Source organism: Cognatilysobacter terrigena, assembly GCF_004361065.1.
GTDB lineage: Bacteria > Pseudomonadota > Gammaproteobacteria > Xanthomonadales > Xanthomonadaceae > Cognatilysobacter > Cognatilysobacter terrigena.
In genome coordinates this window covers 108,104-123,717 of the sequence record NZ_SELT01000005.1, presented here as the reverse complement: position 1 = coordinate 123,717, position 15,614 = coordinate 108,104, and the positions used below count along the sequence as shown (strand labels likewise).

15 protein-coding genes are annotated in these 15,614 nt (G+C 68.2%); 4 read left to right on the top strand and 11 right to left on the bottom strand.

From position 1 onward, the window contains the following. Positions 1–101 precede the first annotated feature (101 nt). Positions 102–3,014, bottom strand: a complete 2,913-nt coding sequence (locus EVS83_RS05335; RefSeq protein ID WP_166636809.1) for a TonB-dependent receptor domain-containing protein — start codon at positions 3,012–3,014, stop codon at positions 102–104. A 550-nt stretch (positions 3,015–3,564) separates the two neighbouring features. On the opposite strand from EVS83_RS05335, the gene apbC reads away from it, so the two are divergent. Beyond that, on the top strand, positions 3,565–4,422 hold the full coding sequence (gene apbC, locus EVS83_RS05330) for an iron-sulfur cluster carrier protein ApbC (RefSeq protein WP_425456067.1): 858 nt from the start codon (positions 3,565–3,567) through the stop codon (positions 4,420–4,422). A gap of 57 nt (positions 4,423–4,479) precedes the next feature. Continuing rightward, positions 4,480–5,049 carry a dCTP deaminase gene (dcd, locus tag EVS83_RS05325; protein ID WP_115646402.1) on the top strand — a complete coding sequence of 190 codons (570 nt, stop codon included), beginning with the start codon at positions 4,480–4,482 and terminating at the stop codon, positions 5,047–5,049. A 168-nt stretch (positions 5,050–5,217) separates the two neighbouring features. Here the strand turns inward: dcd and pcp are convergent, their stop codons facing one another. The 8 genes from pcp to EVS83_RS05285 all read right to left on the bottom strand — a co-directional run bounded on the left by pcp (position 5,218) and on the right by EVS83_RS05285 (position 11,282). Beyond that, a complete protein-coding gene (gene pcp / locus EVS83_RS05320; protein WP_133499991.1) occupies positions 5,218–5,865 on the bottom strand; it encodes a pyroglutamyl-peptidase I in 648 nt (215 codons plus the stop codon). 29 nt (positions 5,866–5,894) lie between these two features. Then, on the bottom strand, positions 5,895–6,875 hold the full coding sequence (locus EVS83_RS05315) for a 5-oxoproline transporter, DUF979 family subunit (RefSeq protein WP_246022779.1): 981 nt from the start codon (positions 6,873–6,875) through the stop codon (positions 5,895–5,897). After that, on the bottom strand, positions 6,872–7,549 hold the full coding sequence (locus tag EVS83_RS05310; protein ID WP_133499990.1) for a DUF969 domain-containing protein: 678 nt from the start codon (positions 7,547–7,549) through the stop codon (positions 6,872–6,874). Before EVS83_RS05310 ends, EVS83_RS05315 begins: the two co-directional genes overlap by 4 nt. Then, positions 7,549–8,346 (bottom strand): 5-oxoprolinase subunit PxpA, encoded by a 798-nt coding sequence (locus tag EVS83_RS05305; protein WP_246022778.1) that lies wholly within the window; start codon positions 8,344–8,346, stop codon positions 7,549–7,551. Before EVS83_RS05305 ends, EVS83_RS05310 begins: the two co-directional genes overlap by 1 nt. A gap of 236 nt (positions 8,347–8,582) precedes the next feature. After that, positions 8,583–9,542 (bottom strand): 5-oxoprolinase subunit C family protein, encoded by a 960-nt coding sequence (locus EVS83_RS05300; RefSeq protein WP_133499989.1) that lies wholly within the window; start codon positions 9,540–9,542, stop codon positions 8,583–8,585. Beyond that, positions 9,539–10,213: a 5-oxoprolinase subunit PxpB gene (pxpB, locus tag EVS83_RS05295; RefSeq protein WP_133499988.1), complete on the bottom strand. Its 675-nt coding sequence runs from the start codon at positions 10,211–10,213 to the stop codon at positions 9,539–9,541. The genes EVS83_RS05300 and pxpB overlap by 4 nt, the downstream gene beginning before the upstream one ends. Then, the gene (locus tag EVS83_RS05290; protein ID WP_133499987.1) at positions 10,213–10,623 is read right to left on the bottom strand and encodes an HIT family protein; all 411 of its coding nucleotides are present in this window, start codon (positions 10,621–10,623) and stop codon (positions 10,213–10,215) included. Before EVS83_RS05290 ends, pxpB begins: the two co-directional genes overlap by 1 nt. Next, positions 10,620–11,282, bottom strand: coding sequence for a dienelactone hydrolase family protein (locus EVS83_RS05285; RefSeq protein ID WP_133499986.1), 663 nt, complete (start codon positions 11,280–11,282; stop codon positions 10,620–10,622). Before EVS83_RS05285 ends, EVS83_RS05290 begins: the two co-directional genes overlap by 4 nt. 127 nt (positions 11,283–11,409) lie before the next feature. Here EVS83_RS05285 and rimO point away from each other — a divergent pair, with 127 nt between their 5' ends. Beyond that, complete coding sequence (gene rimO / locus EVS83_RS05280; RefSeq protein WP_133499985.1) at positions 11,410–12,798, top strand: 30S ribosomal protein S12 methylthiotransferase RimO; 1,389 nt, start codon at positions 11,410–11,412, stop codon at positions 12,796–12,798. Positions 12,799–12,837: 39 nt separating this feature from the next. After that, a complete protein-coding gene (locus EVS83_RS05275; protein WP_133499984.1) occupies positions 12,838–13,452 on the top strand; it encodes a hypothetical protein in 615 nt (204 codons plus the stop codon). Here the strand turns inward: EVS83_RS05275 and greB are convergent, their stop codons facing one another. Together greB and EVS83_RS05265 are read right to left on the bottom strand one after the other, a co-directional pair. Beyond that, positions 13,453–13,956: a transcription elongation factor GreB gene (gene greB / locus EVS83_RS05270; protein WP_133499983.1), complete on the bottom strand. Its 504-nt coding sequence runs from the start codon at positions 13,954–13,956 to the stop codon at positions 13,453–13,455. Positions 13,957–14,039: 83 nt separating this feature from the next. Then, positions 14,040–15,524, bottom strand: coding sequence for a helicase HerA-like domain-containing protein (locus EVS83_RS05265; RefSeq protein ID WP_133499982.1), 1,485 nt, complete (start codon positions 15,522–15,524; stop codon positions 14,040–14,042). Positions 15,525–15,614: the final 90 nt, after the last annotated feature.

Genomic DNA, 15,614 nt, shown 5'->3' with positions numbered 1-15,614 from the left:
CCGCGGTCGCGTCGGTGCGATACACGCGTAGGTGCGAACACGGGCGCGCCAAAAAAAAGGGCCCGGCAGTTGCCGGGCCCTTGAAGTGCAGCGTCAGACGATCAGAACTTGTAGCCGATGCTGAAGTACACGCGACGGCCCAGCGGATCCGCACCGATGGTGTAGTCGTAGAACGGATAGCCGGTGTTGCTGGCGTCGTAGCGGTACTGGTTGTCGAAGATGTTCTGAACCGTGAACGTCGTATAGACGTTCGGGCCGAACTGCTTCGCGACCTGCAGGTTGTACAGCATGTACGGCGGCAGGCGACGCGGCGAGAAACCGCCGGCGGTGTTCGTGAAATCGGCACCGGCCCAGTTGCCGGCCGAGCCGTAGCGCGTACCGAACAGCGTGGTCGACCACTCCCCCTTGGTCCAGTTGATCGAACCGCGGACACGGCTGCGCTGATCGCTCAGGCTCACGTCGTCGCGGTAGTCGATCAGCGGGTCGCCGTCGAACTGCTGGTACTTGTTCGTCAGCACGAGCGAGTAGCCCAGTTCCAGCGCGAACCTGCCGTAGTCACCGGCGTTGAAGCGGTAATGCGCCGTGGCGTCGATGCCGCTCGTGTCGACCAGCGCACTGTTGATGTACGCGGAGTTGATGCGGTCGATGCGGTTGTCGAGCGTGGTGCCCGGGTTGGCCGGCAGACGGCTGACGAGACTCAGCACGTTCTGGCAGAACGTCGAATCGGCAGCGAACTGGAACGGCGTGCCGTCACGCTTGACGCCCAGGCGGCAGTTGGCTTCATTCTCGAGGATGTACGACGACGACAACTGCGTCGCGGCGTCCGAGAGCTTGATGCGCCAGTAGTCCACCGACACGTCCGTGCCCGGCATGATGTCCCACACGAAGCCCGCGCCGAACGACTTGCCGCGTTCTTCCTGGAGCAGCGGGTTGCCGGCGACGGTGGTCTGCGTGGAGTACTGCGTCGGATCGCCCGATGCGCTGCACGCGGTGCGGCTGCGCGGCGTCGGCGGCGTCGCCTGGCCGAGGCCGGTGCCGGAACGGCAGGCGTATTCGTCCAGGATCGTGGAGAACGACGCCGCACCTTCAGCGAACACGAGCTGCATGTCGGGCGCGCGGAAGCTCGTCGCGTACGACGTGCGCAGCAGCAAGCTCTGCACGGGGCGCCATTCGAGGCCGAGGTTGTACGTGATCGCATCGTCGACCGCGGTGATGTCGTCGTACTTGTCGTAGCGGGCGGCCAGCTGGCCGGTCAGGCTCTTGAGGATCGGCACGCGGAACTCGACGCCCGCGGCGTAATGGTCACGCTTGCCATGCGTCGCGCCGGAACTCGTAAGGTTGTAGATCGTCTGGGCGTCGCGCGGGCGCAGCGGATTCGTGCGCGGATCGCTTTCCAGGTCGGTCTTCTGGGTCGCCGCTTCGAGGATCGCCGCGAAGCCCAGCGGGCCCGCCGGCAGGTCGAAGAGTTCACCGTTCAACGTGAAGTTCGCCGTCGACGAGCCCGTCGTGCCCTTGTTGATGACGCGCGTCGACACCGCCTGGTACTGCTCCGGCGAGAACGGCGTCGACCAACGGTTCAGGTCGAGGCGGTAGATCGGGCTGCTGCCGTTGTAGCCGAGCAGCGGGCCGAGGAAGTAGTCATGCACGGCCTGCGAAAGCAGGCGCGGACGGTCGGCCGTGTAGAAGTACTTCGACGTCGCGAGCGATGCTTCCCAGTCGAACTTTTCACCGATCGTGCCGCTGATGCCGCCCATCACGTCGTACGTGTGTTCGTCGTACTTGGTCGTGGCCGCCTCGGGGCCGCCGAGCTCGAACGGATTGAACACGCGCTGGAGCTGGATGAGCGAGTTGAACTGCGGGTCGAAATAGACGCTCGTCGCTGCACCGGTGCGCGTACGCATGAACTGGTCACCCGAGGTGCCCCAGAACTCCGTGCCCGAACTCGCCTTCGCATTGCTGGCGTAGTACGTCGCGCTGCCGAAGAGCTGCAGCGTGTCGGTCAGGTTGAACGTGCCGTAGCCGTACGTCGAGTAGAACTCGCTGGCGTTGGAGATCGACCGCGATCCCGGCTGCGTAAACGAACCGCAGTACGTGCCGCGTGCGGCGGTGGTCTTCGTCGTGTAGCCGAAACGATCGCAGACGTCCTGGCCGGGGACGTAGGCATTGCGGCCGATCTGCGACGACGTGCCCGACTGGCGAAGGGCGACGAGCGACAGCGCCGGGTTCGTGAAGTCGGGGCCGAGCGGGCCATTGCGCGTGTCGGCGAGGAAATCGCGCTGCGAAGCGAACACCGGCTCATTCGCGCCGTACTGGAAGGCCCACAGAGCGCTCCAGCGATCGCCGGTGCGACCACCCGTGTATTCGAGCTGGCCGCTGTCGCCGCCGCCGTTGGTGGTCGTGCCCGCGGTGAGCTTGACGAAGTCGCCGTCGAAGTTCTTGCGCGTCACGATGTTGACGACGCCGGCCACGGCGTCGGAGCCGTAAATCGCGGAGGCGCCGCCCGTGAGCACTTCGATGCGCTCGACGATGGACGACGGAATCGCCTTGATGTTCACGACATTGTTGTCGCGGTTGTAAGGCTGTGGGTACTGCGCCGGGCGGCGACCATTGACGAGCGTCAGCGTGTAGCCGGGGCCGAGGTTACGAAGGTTGATGACCTGCGCGTTCGGCGTGAAGCCGGTGACAGCGAGGTCGCCGGTGAAGTTCACCGTGGTGTTCTGCGTCAGCGTCTGGAGCATGTCGCCGACGGTCTGGAAACCTTCGCGCTCGATGGTCTCGCGCGTGATCACGACGACGGGCGCGGCGCCTTCCTTCTCAGTGCGCTTGATGCGCGAACCAACGACTTCGACGCGGTCGAGTTGCTGCTTCTTGTCCGCTTCGGTCTTGTCTGTCGTGGACCCTGCGGTGGTCGCCTGGCTTTGCTCGGCGGCGATGCCGATCGTCGGCATAACGAGAGCCGCAAAGACGCACGCGGCGAGGCGGCTGCGACGCAGCCGCTTGGTGCTAACAGTCATTCTTGATATTCCCCAGAAGTTCCGAAACGGCCCCTCCCTGGCCGCATGCATCGTCCGCTGACGTCAATCGAAACTAACATTCCCGTAACGTCTTTTGCGGACGCTGCACGCTTCAAAGCTCTCGCGCAAAAACGCGAAGCTGAAGATGTCAGCGAACATGTCGATGCATGTGTGACGCATGCATCTCACGCGAAGCGCTCCGTATCGAACGAGTCAGCGTTTGGCATGAGCGGTGTCTCACTGTCTTCTAGGACGAGAATGCGGATGGACCGCGCGACGGGCGACAATGGGCGCCCGCGACGCGCCGCGCGCCGCGATGGACATCCGCCTCGACATGACCGACACCGCCACCGAAGCCCTCATCCTCGCCGCCGATTCGCCGATCGCCGGTGCGCCCATCCGTGAGGTCGCGAGTCGCGTGTCCGTCGACGCAACGGACGGGCGCGCCCGCGTCGAGGTCGTCGCGAAGATTCCCGTCGCGGGGATCGGCGCGGACCTGGAGCGGCGAATCGGCGACGTCGTGAGCTCGGCCGGGCTCGCGAACGCGGGGGTGACGATCCGCCAGCGCATCGACGCGCATGCGCCGCAGCCTGGCGTAACCACGCTGACCTCGGTCCGCAACCTGCTCGTCGTGGGGTCGGGCAAAGGCGGTGTCGGCAAGTCGACCGTCGCGGTGAATCTCGCCGTCGCGCTGGCGCAGGAAGGCGCGCGCGTCGGCATTCTCGACGCGGACATCTACGGCCCGAGCGTGCCGATGATGCTCGGCCTGTCGGGTCGGCCCGACAGTCCGGACGGCAAGTCGATCGAGCCGCTGCGCGCACACGGCATCGAGGCGATGTCGATCGGCCTGCTGGTCGAGCACGACACGCCGATGATCTGGCGCGGTCCGATGGCGACGTCCGCGCTCACGCAGTTGCTCAACGACACGCGCTGGGGCGATCTCGACTACCTCATCCTCGACCTGCCGCCGGGGACGGGCGACATCCAGCTCACGCTCGCGCAGAAGATTCCGGTCGCGGGTGCCATCGTGGTGACGACGCCACAGGACGTCGCGACGCTCGACGCGCGCAAGGCGGTGCGCATGTTCGAGAAGGTCAACGTGCCGATCCTGGGCTTCGTCGAGAACATGGCGCTGCACGTCTGCTCGAACTGCGGCCACGCCGAGCACATCTTCGGCGAGGGTGGCGGTTCGCGGCTCGCCGCCGACTACGGCTATCCGCTGCTGGGCAGCCTGCCGCTGGAACGTGCCATCCGCGAGCGCGGCGACGCCGGCGCGCCGGTGGTTGCGAGCGAGCCCGATTCCGCGGCCGCACACGCCTTCGTGGCGGCGGCGCGTCGCGTCGCAGTGGAACTCGCCAGGCGCCCGACCGTCGCCCGCTCGCTGTCGATCAGCCTCGCCGGCGAGTAGCGGCCGGCCGACGGCCGCCAGCGGCTAGAATGCGGGTTTTCCCGTACAGGCCGCCCGATGAGCATCAAGAGCGATCGCTGGATCCGCCGCATGGCGCAGGAGAAGGGGATGATCGAGCCCTTCGAGCCCGGCCAGGTCAAGCGCTCGGCGGGCGGCGACCGCATCGTGAGCTACGGGACGTCGAGCTACGGCTATGACGTGCGTTGCTCGCGCGAGTTCAAGGTGTTCACCAACATCAATTCGACGATCGTCGACCCGAAGCACTTCGACGAAGGCAGCTTCGTGGATATCGAGTCGGACGTCTGCATCATTCCGCCGAACTCGTTCGCGCTCGCCCGCACGGTCGAGTATTTCCGCATCCCCCGCGACACGCTGGTCGTCTGCCTCGGCAAGAGCACGTACGCCCGCTGCGGAATCATCGTCAACGTGACCCCGCTCGAGCCCGAGTGGGAAGGCCACGTCACGCTCGAATTCAGCAACACGACGCCGCTGCCCGCGCGCATCTACGCGAACGAAGGCGTCGCGCAGATGCTGTTCTTCCAGTCGGACGAAGTCTGCGAGACGTCGTACGCCGATCGCGGCGGCAAGTACCAGGGGCAGACGGGCGTTACGCTGCCGAAGACCTGACGGCAGGTTTTGCGTCGAATTGGGCGTAGCCCGCGCGCCGGCTGAGGGCGGCGTGGCAGGACGCTCGGTGTTGCCGTGACGACGACTGGTGCGCTCGCCGTTGAAGGCCTTGGACTGCGCGTCGTTCAGGCGCCGAAAAGCACGCCACACGCCGGGCGCGTGACGCCTTCAGTGCTCCGCGCCCGCCGCGACGCGCCGATCCACATCGTGCGCGAGCGCCGCGCGCAGTGCGATCCGCAGCGCCGAGACGACCGTATCGACATGCAGGCTCGGCGCGCCGACGAGGCGCGCGGCCTGCTCCGGCGCGTACGGAATGTGGATGAAGCCGCCACGCACGGTGCTGTCGCGCAGCGCGTGCATGAGCCCGTAGAACACGTGGTTGCAGACGTAGGTGCCGGCGGTCTGCGAAATCTCGGCGGGGATGCCGGCCTCGCGCAGCGCGACGAGCATTGCTTTGATCGGCAGCGTGGCGAAGTACGCGGCCGGCCCATCCTCGACGATCGGCGCGTCGACCGGCGACGCACCGGCGTTGTCGGGAATGCGCGCGTCGTCGACGTTGATCGCGACACGCTCGATCGCGATCTGGGCACGGCCGCCCGCCTGGCCCACGCACAGCACGAGAGTGGGGCTCGTCTCGGCCAATGCGCTGCGGAGCGCGTCGATCGCCGTTCCGAATTCGACGGGCAGGCAGCGCGCCACGATGCGGTGGCCGTCCAGCGTTTCACCGTCGAGCCGCGCAACGGCCTGCCAGCTCGGATTGACGGTCTCGCCGCCGAACGGCGCGAAACCGGTGAGGAGGAGGGTGTTCGCGTGCATGGTGCGAGTGTAGGCGCGCGCGTCCCGCCTCAGCGGAACACCAGACACGCCATCAGGCCGAGGTTCACCGCCAGCAGCGTCAGGGCAGTCGGCACCTGGATGCGGATCACCGCGTTCGGGTCGTCGAGTTCCAGCAGCGCGGCGGGCACGAGGTTGAAATTCGCGGCCATCGGCGTGAGCAGCGTGCCGCAGTAGCCGGTCACCATGCCTAGCGCGCCGAGCGCCGCCGGATCCGCGCCGTGGCGGTGGATGAGCAGCGGCAGGCCAATGCCAGCGGTGAGTACGGGAAAGGCCGCGAACGCGTTGCCCATGATCACGGTGAACATCGCCATGCCCAGGCCGTAGGCGACCACGCAGGCGAAGCGGTTGTCGACGGGGATCACGGCCGACACAAGCGACGCGACGGCGTCGCCGACACCGCTCGCCGCGAACACGCCCCCCAGCGTCGCCAGCACCATCGGCAGCAGTGCGGCCCAGCCCATGGTGTCGAGCAGGCGACGCCCCTCGGCGGGCGCGGTCGACGCCGGCATCCGCGCGACGAGGAGTGCGGCGACGGCGGCGACGACGCTCGCGATCGCCAGGCCGATGAGCGTCGGGCTGCCATCGCCCAGCAGCGGACGCGCGGCGATCGACAGCTTCGGACCGAGCAGCACCACGACCAGCGTCACCAGCGGAATCAGCAACGCAGGGCCGAGCAGGCGATGGCCGAGACGCTGCGCCGCTGCGGCGCGCTCCGACGCAGGTGCTTCGTCGACATGCGCGCGGTGCATGCGCAGCGAGAGGACCGCGAGCGCGACCACGCCCAGTCCGGCCAGCTGCGCCGGCAGCGGATCGCCGGCATTGCGCGCAGCGAGCACGTGGTCGCCGGATGCGAACAACAGTGCAATCACGCACCAGAACGCGGCATGCGCCCAGCGACGGTCGCGCAAGTTGCGCCACCCGGCGTATGCGAGGAAGGCCGCCAGCAACCAATAGAACATCCCGATATCGAGCACGCCCGACGCGGTCATGGGGCGCTCCGTCGCACGTGCAGCCCGCGTTCGAACAGGACAATGCGCACGGCGTGGATGACGAACGCCGCGATCGCCGTCGGCAATGCCCACAGCGCGATGTGCAGCGGTTCGAGTTCGATGCCGTTCTGCGCGTAGAAGCCCTGGATCAGCAGGACCGCACCGAACGCGAGGAAGACGTCCTCACCAAAGAAGCGACCCACATTTTCGGTGGCCGCCGCCAGCGCCTGTACGCGCTGCGCGTCCTCGCGCGAGAGTTCGCCCACGCGCTTTCGCGCGGCCGACTCCGCCATGGGTGCGAGCAGTGGACGCACAGTCTGCGCGTGCCCCGCGACGTCCACCAGCCCCAGCATGCTCAGGACCTGCCGCAACGCGAGATAGCCAACAAGCAGCCGGCCGAGAGTCAGCGACCGCAGCCGCAGGATCCACGACTGCACGTGCTCGCGCAGCCCGGCCCGCTCGAGCACGCCGATGGCAGGCAGGGTGAACGCGAACAGCAGGAGCGTTCGATTGCTGACGAAGCTTTCGCCCAGCAGCGCGAGCAGGTCGCCGATGGTTTTGCCCGCGAGCAGGCCGCTCGCCAGGCCGGCGGTCACCACAACCGCAACCGGGTTGTAGCGACGCACGAAACCCGCGATGACGATCGCAATGCCGAGAAGTGGCCAGTAGTTCATCAAGTCTCCCCGGGCGCGCGGATGCGCACGCCTTCGGTTTCGAGCGCAGCGCGCAGGGCCTGCGCGAATGCGGGTGCGTCGGCGCGATCGCCATGCAGGCACAACGTATCGGCACGCAGCGGAACGCGCGTGCCATCGCGTGCGACGACGACGCCCTCGCGGAGCAGCAGGCGGACCTGCGCAAGGGCGGGCTCGAGGTCCTCGATGATCGCGCCCGGTGTACCGCGCGGAGTGAGCCGCCCGTTGGCGTCGTAAGCGCGCTCGGCGAACACTTCATGCGCCACCGCAAGGCCGGCATCGTGCGCCGCGTCGATCGAGTGCGAACCCGCGAGGCCATAGAGGATCAGTGTGGGATCGACCGCGTGAACGGCGCGCGCGATGACCTCCGCCGTCGCCCGATCACGCGCGGCGAGGTTGTAGAGCGCGCCATGGGGTTTGATGTGACGCAGGCGACCGCCCAGCGACGCGCACACCTCCGCCAGCGTTTCGATCTGCTGCCGCACGGAGACTTCGAGCGCAGCTGCGGCGACCTGGATTTCGCGCCGGCCGAAATGCTCGCGATCTTCGAACGACGGATGCGCGCCGATGGCGACGCCGTGCGCGAGGCACAGCGCCACCGTTTCGCGCATCGTGGCCGCGTCGCCGGCGTGCGCGCCGCAGGCGATGCTCGCGGACCTGATCAGCGGAACGATGGCGGCGTCGGTACCGCAGCCTTCGCCGAGGTCGCAATTGAAATCGAGCGAGCGCAGCGGCGTGTGCCGATTGGATGCACTGTTGAAGGACCCGGTTTCCGTCACCGGTTCGCCTCCGTGGAGTTGGTCAAGTTCATCGTAAGACCATGCAGGTTGGAAGCTATTCGATGCGAAGCGACCGCGTGCCGATTGCGTGTTCCGCAACAAGGTTGAGTCCGTCGAACCGATGGACGCAGCGCGTTCACTACGTCGATCGGGCTCGAGCCTAGCACTCGTGGTGGACCGCCTTCGCCCCCGTTCCGATGTCGACCCTCCGCTTCCGAATCACGCACCGTGCGGTTTCAAAGACCGATGCGCGTCTGCGTCTCGATCATCAGCGCGAGGCGAGCCAACGCCTGTCGCCGCGCGCGCAATGCCGTATGCGCCTCGACCGGCGCGCACGGCGCGAAGCGCACGGCGTCACCGGGGCGCAGCTGCGCAAGACGTGGAAGATCGGCACGGATCACGTGGCCGATACGCGGATAGCCGCCATGCGTCTGCGCGTCGGCGAGCAGCACGATGGGCTGCCCGTCGGGTGGAAGCTGGACGGTGCCGGGCGTGACCGGCGCCGAAATGCGTTCGCCGGCATCCGACACGACGATGCGCGCGCCTTCGAGTCGCAGGCCCTGGCGGTCGCTTTGAGTCGCGACGCGCCACGGGGATTGGAACAGCGCATCGACGGGCGGCGTCGCGTCGGCTCCGGACAGCACGCGGATGCAGCCGTCGACCGGCGCGTCGTGCGCGTCGTCGATCCACCACAGCGCGACCTGTGGTGCGTCGACCTCGGGGCGGTCTGACAGACCGACCGGAATCACGTCCCCGGCGCGCAGCGGTCGTCCATCCAGTCCGCCGAAACCGCCGCGCAGATCCGTGCTTCGGCTGCCGAGCACCGGCGCAACATCGACGCCGCCGGCAACCGCGAGATACGCCCGCGTGCCGCGACGACAGCCGCCGATGCCCAACACGGCGCCCGCCGGAAGCGCGATGGGACGCGCGGTCGACAGCGCAGCACCGTCGCAGCGCAGCTCGATGTCAGCGCCACACACTGCTACGAGCGCTGCTTGCGTGAAGCGGAGGCGAGGGCCGGCGAGCGTGATTTCCAGCGTTGCCGCATCGGGCGGGTTGCCGACCAGCAGATTGGCCAGCACGTGCGCGTCGTCATCGAGCGCCCCGGCGACGCCGACGCCGAGATGGCGCCAGCCCGTGCGTCCGCGATCCTGCACCGTGGTCAGCGGCCCCGGCGACAGCACCTCGATGCTCATGCGCCGCCCACCGCCACAAACCGCACGCGGTCGCCGGGCATGAGCAGCGTCGGCGGATCGCGCCGCGCATCGAACAGCACGAGGTCGGTGCGACCGATGAGGTTCCAGCCGCCCGGTCCGGCATGCGGATACAGGCCGGTCTGCGCACCGCCGATCGCGACGCTGCCTGCGGGGACGCGTGTGCGCGGCGTCTCCAGGCGCGGTGTCGAGAGCCGCGGGTCGAGACCCAAAAGATACGGAAAGCCCGGCGCGAAGCCGAGCATCGCGACCGTGTAATCGCCGGCTGCGTGGCGCGCGACGGCTTCCTCGACCGTCAGGCCAGCGTTGTCCGCGACACGTTGCAGATCGGGGCCGTGTTCGCCGCCGTAGTGAACCGGGATTTCGACGCACCGCGGCGCGCGTTCGGCTGGGCTAGCGGCAAGCTCCTGCAACAGCGCGTGCAGGCGACGCTCGGCATCGCCGAGCGGATCCGCGTGACCGTCCAATGCTGCGTCGTCTAAATGGATCGCGATGCTCGCGTAGGCCGGCACAAGTTCGTCGATCCACGCCGCGCGTCGCGCCGCGACTGCGTTCGCGACTATATGCACGCGCGCGTTGGTTGCGGCGTCGATTCCGCCATCGAATTCGAGCAGGAGGGCGGCATCGCCCAGTCGGCCGATGCGCCAGTCCATCAGCGGCGCAGCGCGTCCCGCAGCCGCGCCAGTCGCTCCGCCAGTTCGTCCGGCGCATACGGACGCGCGGCCACGCGACCCCAGACAGGGGCCGGCCACGCCGGGTCGTCTTCGAAGCGCGCGATGACGTGCACGTGCAGCTGCGCAACCACATTGCCCAGCGCGGCGACATTGAGCTTGTGCGGACGGAACGCACTGCGCAGCGCACGCGATGCCGTGTCGGTCTCGTCCGTCAGCTGGTGGCGGACGGTGTCGTCCAGATCGATCAGTTCGCGCGCACCGGCAACGCGGGGCACCAGGATGAGCCACGGATAGTTCGCATCGTTCATCAGGCGCACGTCGCACACCGCCAGGCCGACGACGAATGCGGTGTCGGCCGCGAGCTGCGGATGCAGCGACCACTCGCTCACGCCAGCGCGTCCTTGAAGAACCGCACCGTTCGCGACCACGCCTGCGCAGCCGCGGTGGGGTCGTAGTCGTCGCGCCGATCGCAGTTGAAGCCGTGACCGGCGTCGTAGGTGTAGACCTCGGCCAGCGGGTGCTTGTGACGATGCGCCTCGACGTCCTCCGGCGGGATGCTTCGATCGCGTTCGCCGAAGTGGAACATCATGGGTGCGAGCAGGGGCTCGTCGAGGAACGGCATCGAGCGCGCGCCGTAGTAGCTCACCGATGGCAGCGCGAGGCGCGTGTTCGCGAGCAGGGCGACGCTGCCGCCCCAGCAGAACCCGACCGCGCCGACGGTACGTCCGCGACCGCGCAACCAATCCGCGGCCGCGCCGACGATCGCGATCGCGTTCTCGAACCCGAGCTTGCCGACCAGCTCACGGCCGCGCGCGATGCCTTCGGCGTCGTAGCCGAGTTCGACGTTCGGCTCGACGGGATCGAACAGCGGCGGCGTCGCGACTTCGAAGCCTTCGGCGGCGAACCGCTCCGCGACGTCCCGGATGTGCCCGTTCACGCCGAAGATCTCCTGGATCAGGACAATCCCGCCCAGTGGCTCGTTTGCGGGCGTCGCGTGCCACGTCCGCACGCGGCCCTGCGGGGTTTCGAGTTCCTGCCACGTACCCATCGCGCCTCCTGAATGCGATTTACGGCCGCTCGGGCGGGCCGCCCCCGGCCGTTATACTGGACGCCCGCCGCGACGGACGTCGCGGCCTCCGGGCCGTCGAACCGACCGCCCCTCGAGACCGACCGTTATGTCCGCCCAGAATCCCGTCCGGAACCCCAAGGTGGGTTTCGTCAGCCTCGGCTGCCCAAAGGCTCTCGTCGACTCCGAACGCATCCTCACGCAGCTGCGCGTCGAGGGCTACGACCTCGTGCAGACGTACGACGATGCCGACGTGGTGGTCGTCAACACCTGCGGCTTCATCGATAGCGCGGTCGAGGAATCGCTGGACGCCATCGGCGAAGCGCTGGCGGAGAACGGCAAGGTCATCGTCACCGGCTGCCTCGGCAAGCGCGCGGACGTGATCCGCGAAGCGCATCCGGACGTGCTCGCGATCAGCGGCCCGGCAGACTATTCGAGCGTGATGTCGGCGGTGCACGCGGCGTTGCCGCAACCGCGCAATCCGTTCGTCGATCTGCTGCCGGCGGCGCAGGACGACGTCGGCATCAAGCTGACGCCGAAGCACTACGCGTACCTCAAGATTTCCGAAGGCTGCAACCACCGTTGTAGCTTCTGCATCATCCCGTCGATGCGCGGCGACCTCGTGTCGCGTCCGGTCGATGACGTGCTGCGCGAGGCCGAAAAGCTCGTGATGGGCGGTGTGCGCGAACTGCTGGTCGTCTCGCAGGACACCAGCGCCTACGGCGTCGACGTTCGCTACGCCGAGCGCGAATGGCGCGGCCGTGCGTATCAGACGCGCATGAAGTCGCTGTGCGAAGGGTTGTCGCAGCTGGGTGTGTGGTCACGCCTGCACTACGTCTATCCGTATCCGCACGTCGACGACGTCATTCCGCTGATGGCGGAAGGCAAGGTGCTGCCGTACCTCGACATCCCGTTCCAGCACGCCAGCCCGCGCGTGCTGCGCCTGATGAAGCGCCCCGGCGCGGTCGAGAAGACGCTCGAGCGCGTGCAGAACTGGCGCCGCATGTGCTCCGACCTCACGCTGCGCAGCACGTTCATCGTCGGCTTTCCGGGCGAGACCGAGGCCGAGTTCGAGGAACTCCTCGACTTCCTCGACGAGGCGCAGCTGGATCGCGTCGGCGCGTTCGCCTATTCGCCGGTCGAAGGTGCGGCCGCGAACGGCCTGCCGGATCCGGTGCCGGAGGACGTGAAGCAGGAGCGCCTCGCGCGCTTCATGGAGCGCCAGGCGGAAATTTCCGCCGCGCGCCTGGAAGCCAAGGTCGGCACGGTGCAGCAGTGTCTGGTCGACCTCGTGGATGGCGATCTCGCGATCGCGCGTTCGAAGGCCGATGCGCCGGAGATCGACGGCGTCGTACAGATCCAGAACGGCGGCGAGTTAGGCCTGAAGCCGGGTCAGTTCGTCGACGTCGAGATCATGGGCAGCGACGAGCACGACCTGTTCGGCGAGGCCCTGGTCCCCGAACTGCCGACGCTGACGCCGCTGCCGATCCGGGCGTAGCATCGCCCGGCGGCAGGCGCCGCACGGGGAGGGCGGAGGATGCGTCTCGTACTGGCGGTGGGACTCGCAACATTGGCGTTCGCGGCATTGGCGGCGACGCCGCTCGCGAATCACTTTCCGGGCATGAAGCTCGTGCAACGCGTCGACGCGCCGATCCTGCGCGAGGGCAGCGACGACGCCGTGTTCGTCTACAGCGGCGACGAGGGCCATCGCGTCGCCGTCGCGCACTTCGATCGCAAACCGCGCGAGGCCGAGCCGATCGTCATCGACCAGCTCGAGCTTCCATCGTCGCCGTTCGATCCGCCTCACGTGAGCGTGCAGAAGCGCGTCGTCGTCATCGAGCAGATGACCGGCGGCACGATGGCGACGCAGGCGACCTACCGCTTCCGCCTCGATCCCGAGCAGGACTGCATGGGCCTGATCGGCCTCGACGCCTCGCGCTACGACCGCATGGGCGCGAACGACGGCTACCGCATCAGCTGGAACCTGCTCACCGGCAAGTTCATTTCGCAGCGGATGTGGGCGCAGGGCTCGACGAAGAAGCCCGCGCCGGAACGTGTGTCGAAGCGCGCACCCGGCGCGGTGTGCATGTCGCTGATCGATACGCCGGATGATCTCATCGACGCGGCGCTGGACGCCGAACGGCGGCGGTAGTCATACCGCGTACGTGATGTCGACGATCGCGACGCGCCGCGGTCCGGTCGGCAGTTGCACTTCCACTTCGTCGTCGACGCGCTTCTTCAGCAGCGCGCGTGCGACCGGCGAATCGATGCTGATGTCGCCCTTCGACGGCTCGGCTTCGTCCGGCCCGACGATGCGGTAGCGCAGCGACTCGCCCGTCTGCGCGTCCTCGAGTTCGACGGTCGCGCCGAAGAACACCGCGTCGCGATCGGCCGGCGCCTCTTCGATCACCTTGAGCGCTGGCACGCGTTTGCTGAGGTAGCGCACGCGCCGATCGAGTTCGCCGAGCTGCTTCTTGCGATAGATGTATTCGGCGTTTTCCGAGCGATCGCCTTCCGCAGCAGCGGCCGACAGCGCGCGCACGATCTCGGGTCGCTTCACGCGCCAGAGGTCGTCGAGCTCGGCCTTCATGCGCTCGAAACCGTCGCGCGTGATCAGCGCGGTGCTGTGCTCGGCAGGCGGACGCCAGCGGCCCATCGATCAGCGCCGGGACGCGTCGAACGCGTGGCGCGGTGCACGACGCGACGGAGTGGCAGCGACTCGTCGATAGCGGGCGATCGTCACCAACTGCTTCGCCCGCGTCCGCCCAGCAGCCCGCCGAGCAATCCGCGCACGATCTGCCGGCCGAGCTGGCTGCCCACGGTACGCGCCGCCTGCTTGGCCATGGTCTCGACGATGCCCTGGCGATTCGACGCACGCGGCGCTGGGGTAGGGCGCGGCGACGCGGTGGGCGCCGACGGCGCCGCAGGCGGCGGCGATTCGGCGCGACGCGCCAGCATTTCCGCGGCCGAATCGCGGTCCAGCGGCTGGTCGTACTTCCCGCCGACCGGGCTCGACGCGCGGATCTGCTGCCGCTCGGCCGCCGTCACCGGCCCGAGGCGCGAGCGCGGCGGCGCCATCAGCACGCGCTGGACCGGCGAGGGCACACCCTCGGCCGACAGCACCGACACCAGCGCCTCGCCGATTGCGAGCTGCGTCAGCGCGGCCTCGACGTCGATCTTCGGATTCGGCACGAACGTCTCGGCGGCCACGCGCACCGCCTTCTGGTCGCGTGGCGTGAAGGCGCGCAACGCGTGCTGCACGCGATTGCCGAGCTGACCGAGGATCTCGGAAGGCACGTCGTCGGGGAACTGTGAGCAGAAGTAGACGCCGACGCCTTTCGATCGGATCAGTCGCACGACCTGCTCGACACGCTGCTGCAAGGCCGGCGTCGCGTCGTCGAACAGCAGGTGCGCTTCGTCGAAGATGAAGACGAGCTTGGGCTTGTCGACGTCGCCCACTTCCGGCAACTGCTCGAAGAGTTCGGACAGCAGCCACAGCAGGAAGGTCGAGTAGAGGCGCGGCTTCAGCGCGAGGCTGTCCGCCGCGAGCACGCCGATCACGCCGCGACCGTCCGGCGTCGTGCGCATCAGGTCGGGCAGCTCGAGCGCGGGCTCGCCAAAGAACTGATGCCCACCATCGGACTCGAGGCGCAGCAACGCGCGCTGGATCGCGGCGATCGACTGCGCGCTCACCAGGCCGTACTGCGTCGAGATCGACTTGCGCTCTTCGGCCACGTGAGCGAGCACCGCGCGCAGGTCTTCGAGGTCGAGCAGCAGCAGGCCCTGGTCGTCGGCGAGCTTGAACGCGATGTCGAGCACGCCCGATTGGGTCTCGTTGAGCTCGAGCATGCGCGACAGCAGGATCGGCCCGACTTCCGACACCGTCGCGCGCACCGGATGGCCTGACGTGCCGAACAGGTCCCAGAAGATCACCGGATTCGCGGCCGGCGCGTGGTCGGTGATGCCGAGCGTCGTCAGCCGCGCCTGCAGCCGCTCGTTGGGCGTACCCGGCATCGCGAGCCCGGCCACGTCGCCTTTGACGTCGGCCATGAACACCGGAACGCCGATGCGCGAGAACTCCTCGGCGAGGGTCATCAGCGAAACGGTCTTGCCGGTGCCCGTGGCGCCTGCGACGAGGCCGTGGCGGTTGCCGGTGCGGGCGGGGAGTTCGACGGGCTGCAGCTCGGGTGGTGCGGTCTTGCCGAGCAGGATCGAAAGCGTCATCGGGCGCTCGCAGCGGGGGATGACCGGATTCTAACCACGCACCGCGCGTGCTCAGGAATGCGGACGACTTTGCTTGCCGCGGCGGGGCGT

Coding starts and splice junctions, on each gene's coding strand:
- EVS83_RS05335 (WP_166636809.1), bottom strand. CDS start 3,014: ATGACTGTTAGCACCAAGCGGCTGCGTCGCAGCCGCCTCGCCGCGTGC.
- dcd (WP_115646402.1), top strand. CDS start 4,480: ATGAGCATCAAGAGCGATCGCTGGATCCGCCGCATGGCGCAGGAGAAG.
- pcp (WP_133499991.1), bottom strand. CDS start 5,865: ATGCACGCGAACACCCTCCTCCTCACCGGTTTCGCGCCGTTCGGCGGC.
- EVS83_RS05315 (WP_246022779.1), bottom strand. CDS start 6,875: ATGACCGCGTCGGGCGTGCTCGATATCGGGATGTTCTATTGGTTGCTG.
- EVS83_RS05310 (WP_133499990.1), bottom strand. CDS start 7,549: ATGAACTACTGGCCACTTCTCGGCATTGCGATCGTCATCGCGGGTTTC.
- EVS83_RS05300 (WP_133499989.1), bottom strand. CDS start 9,542: ATGAGCATCGAGGTGCTGTCGCCGGGGCCGCTGACCACGGTGCAGGAT.
- pxpB (WP_133499988.1), bottom strand. CDS start 10,213: ATGGACTGGCGCATCGGCCGACTGGGCGATGCCGCCCTCCTGCTCGAA.
- EVS83_RS05285 (WP_133499986.1), bottom strand. CDS start 11,282: ATGGGTACGTGGCAGGAACTCGAAACCCCGCAGGGCCGCGTGCGGACG.
- rimO (WP_133499985.1), top strand. CDS start 11,410: ATGTCCGCCCAGAATCCCGTCCGGAACCCCAAGGTGGGTTTCGTCAGC.
- EVS83_RS05275 (WP_133499984.1), top strand. CDS start 12,838: ATGCGTCTCGTACTGGCGGTGGGACTCGCAACATTGGCGTTCGCGGCA.
- greB (WP_133499983.1), bottom strand. CDS start 13,956: ATGGGCCGCTGGCGTCCGCCTGCCGAGCACAGCACCGCGCTGATCACG.
- EVS83_RS05265 (WP_133499982.1), bottom strand. CDS start 15,524: ATGACGCTTTCGATCCTGCTCGGCAAGACCGCACCACCCGAGCTGCAG.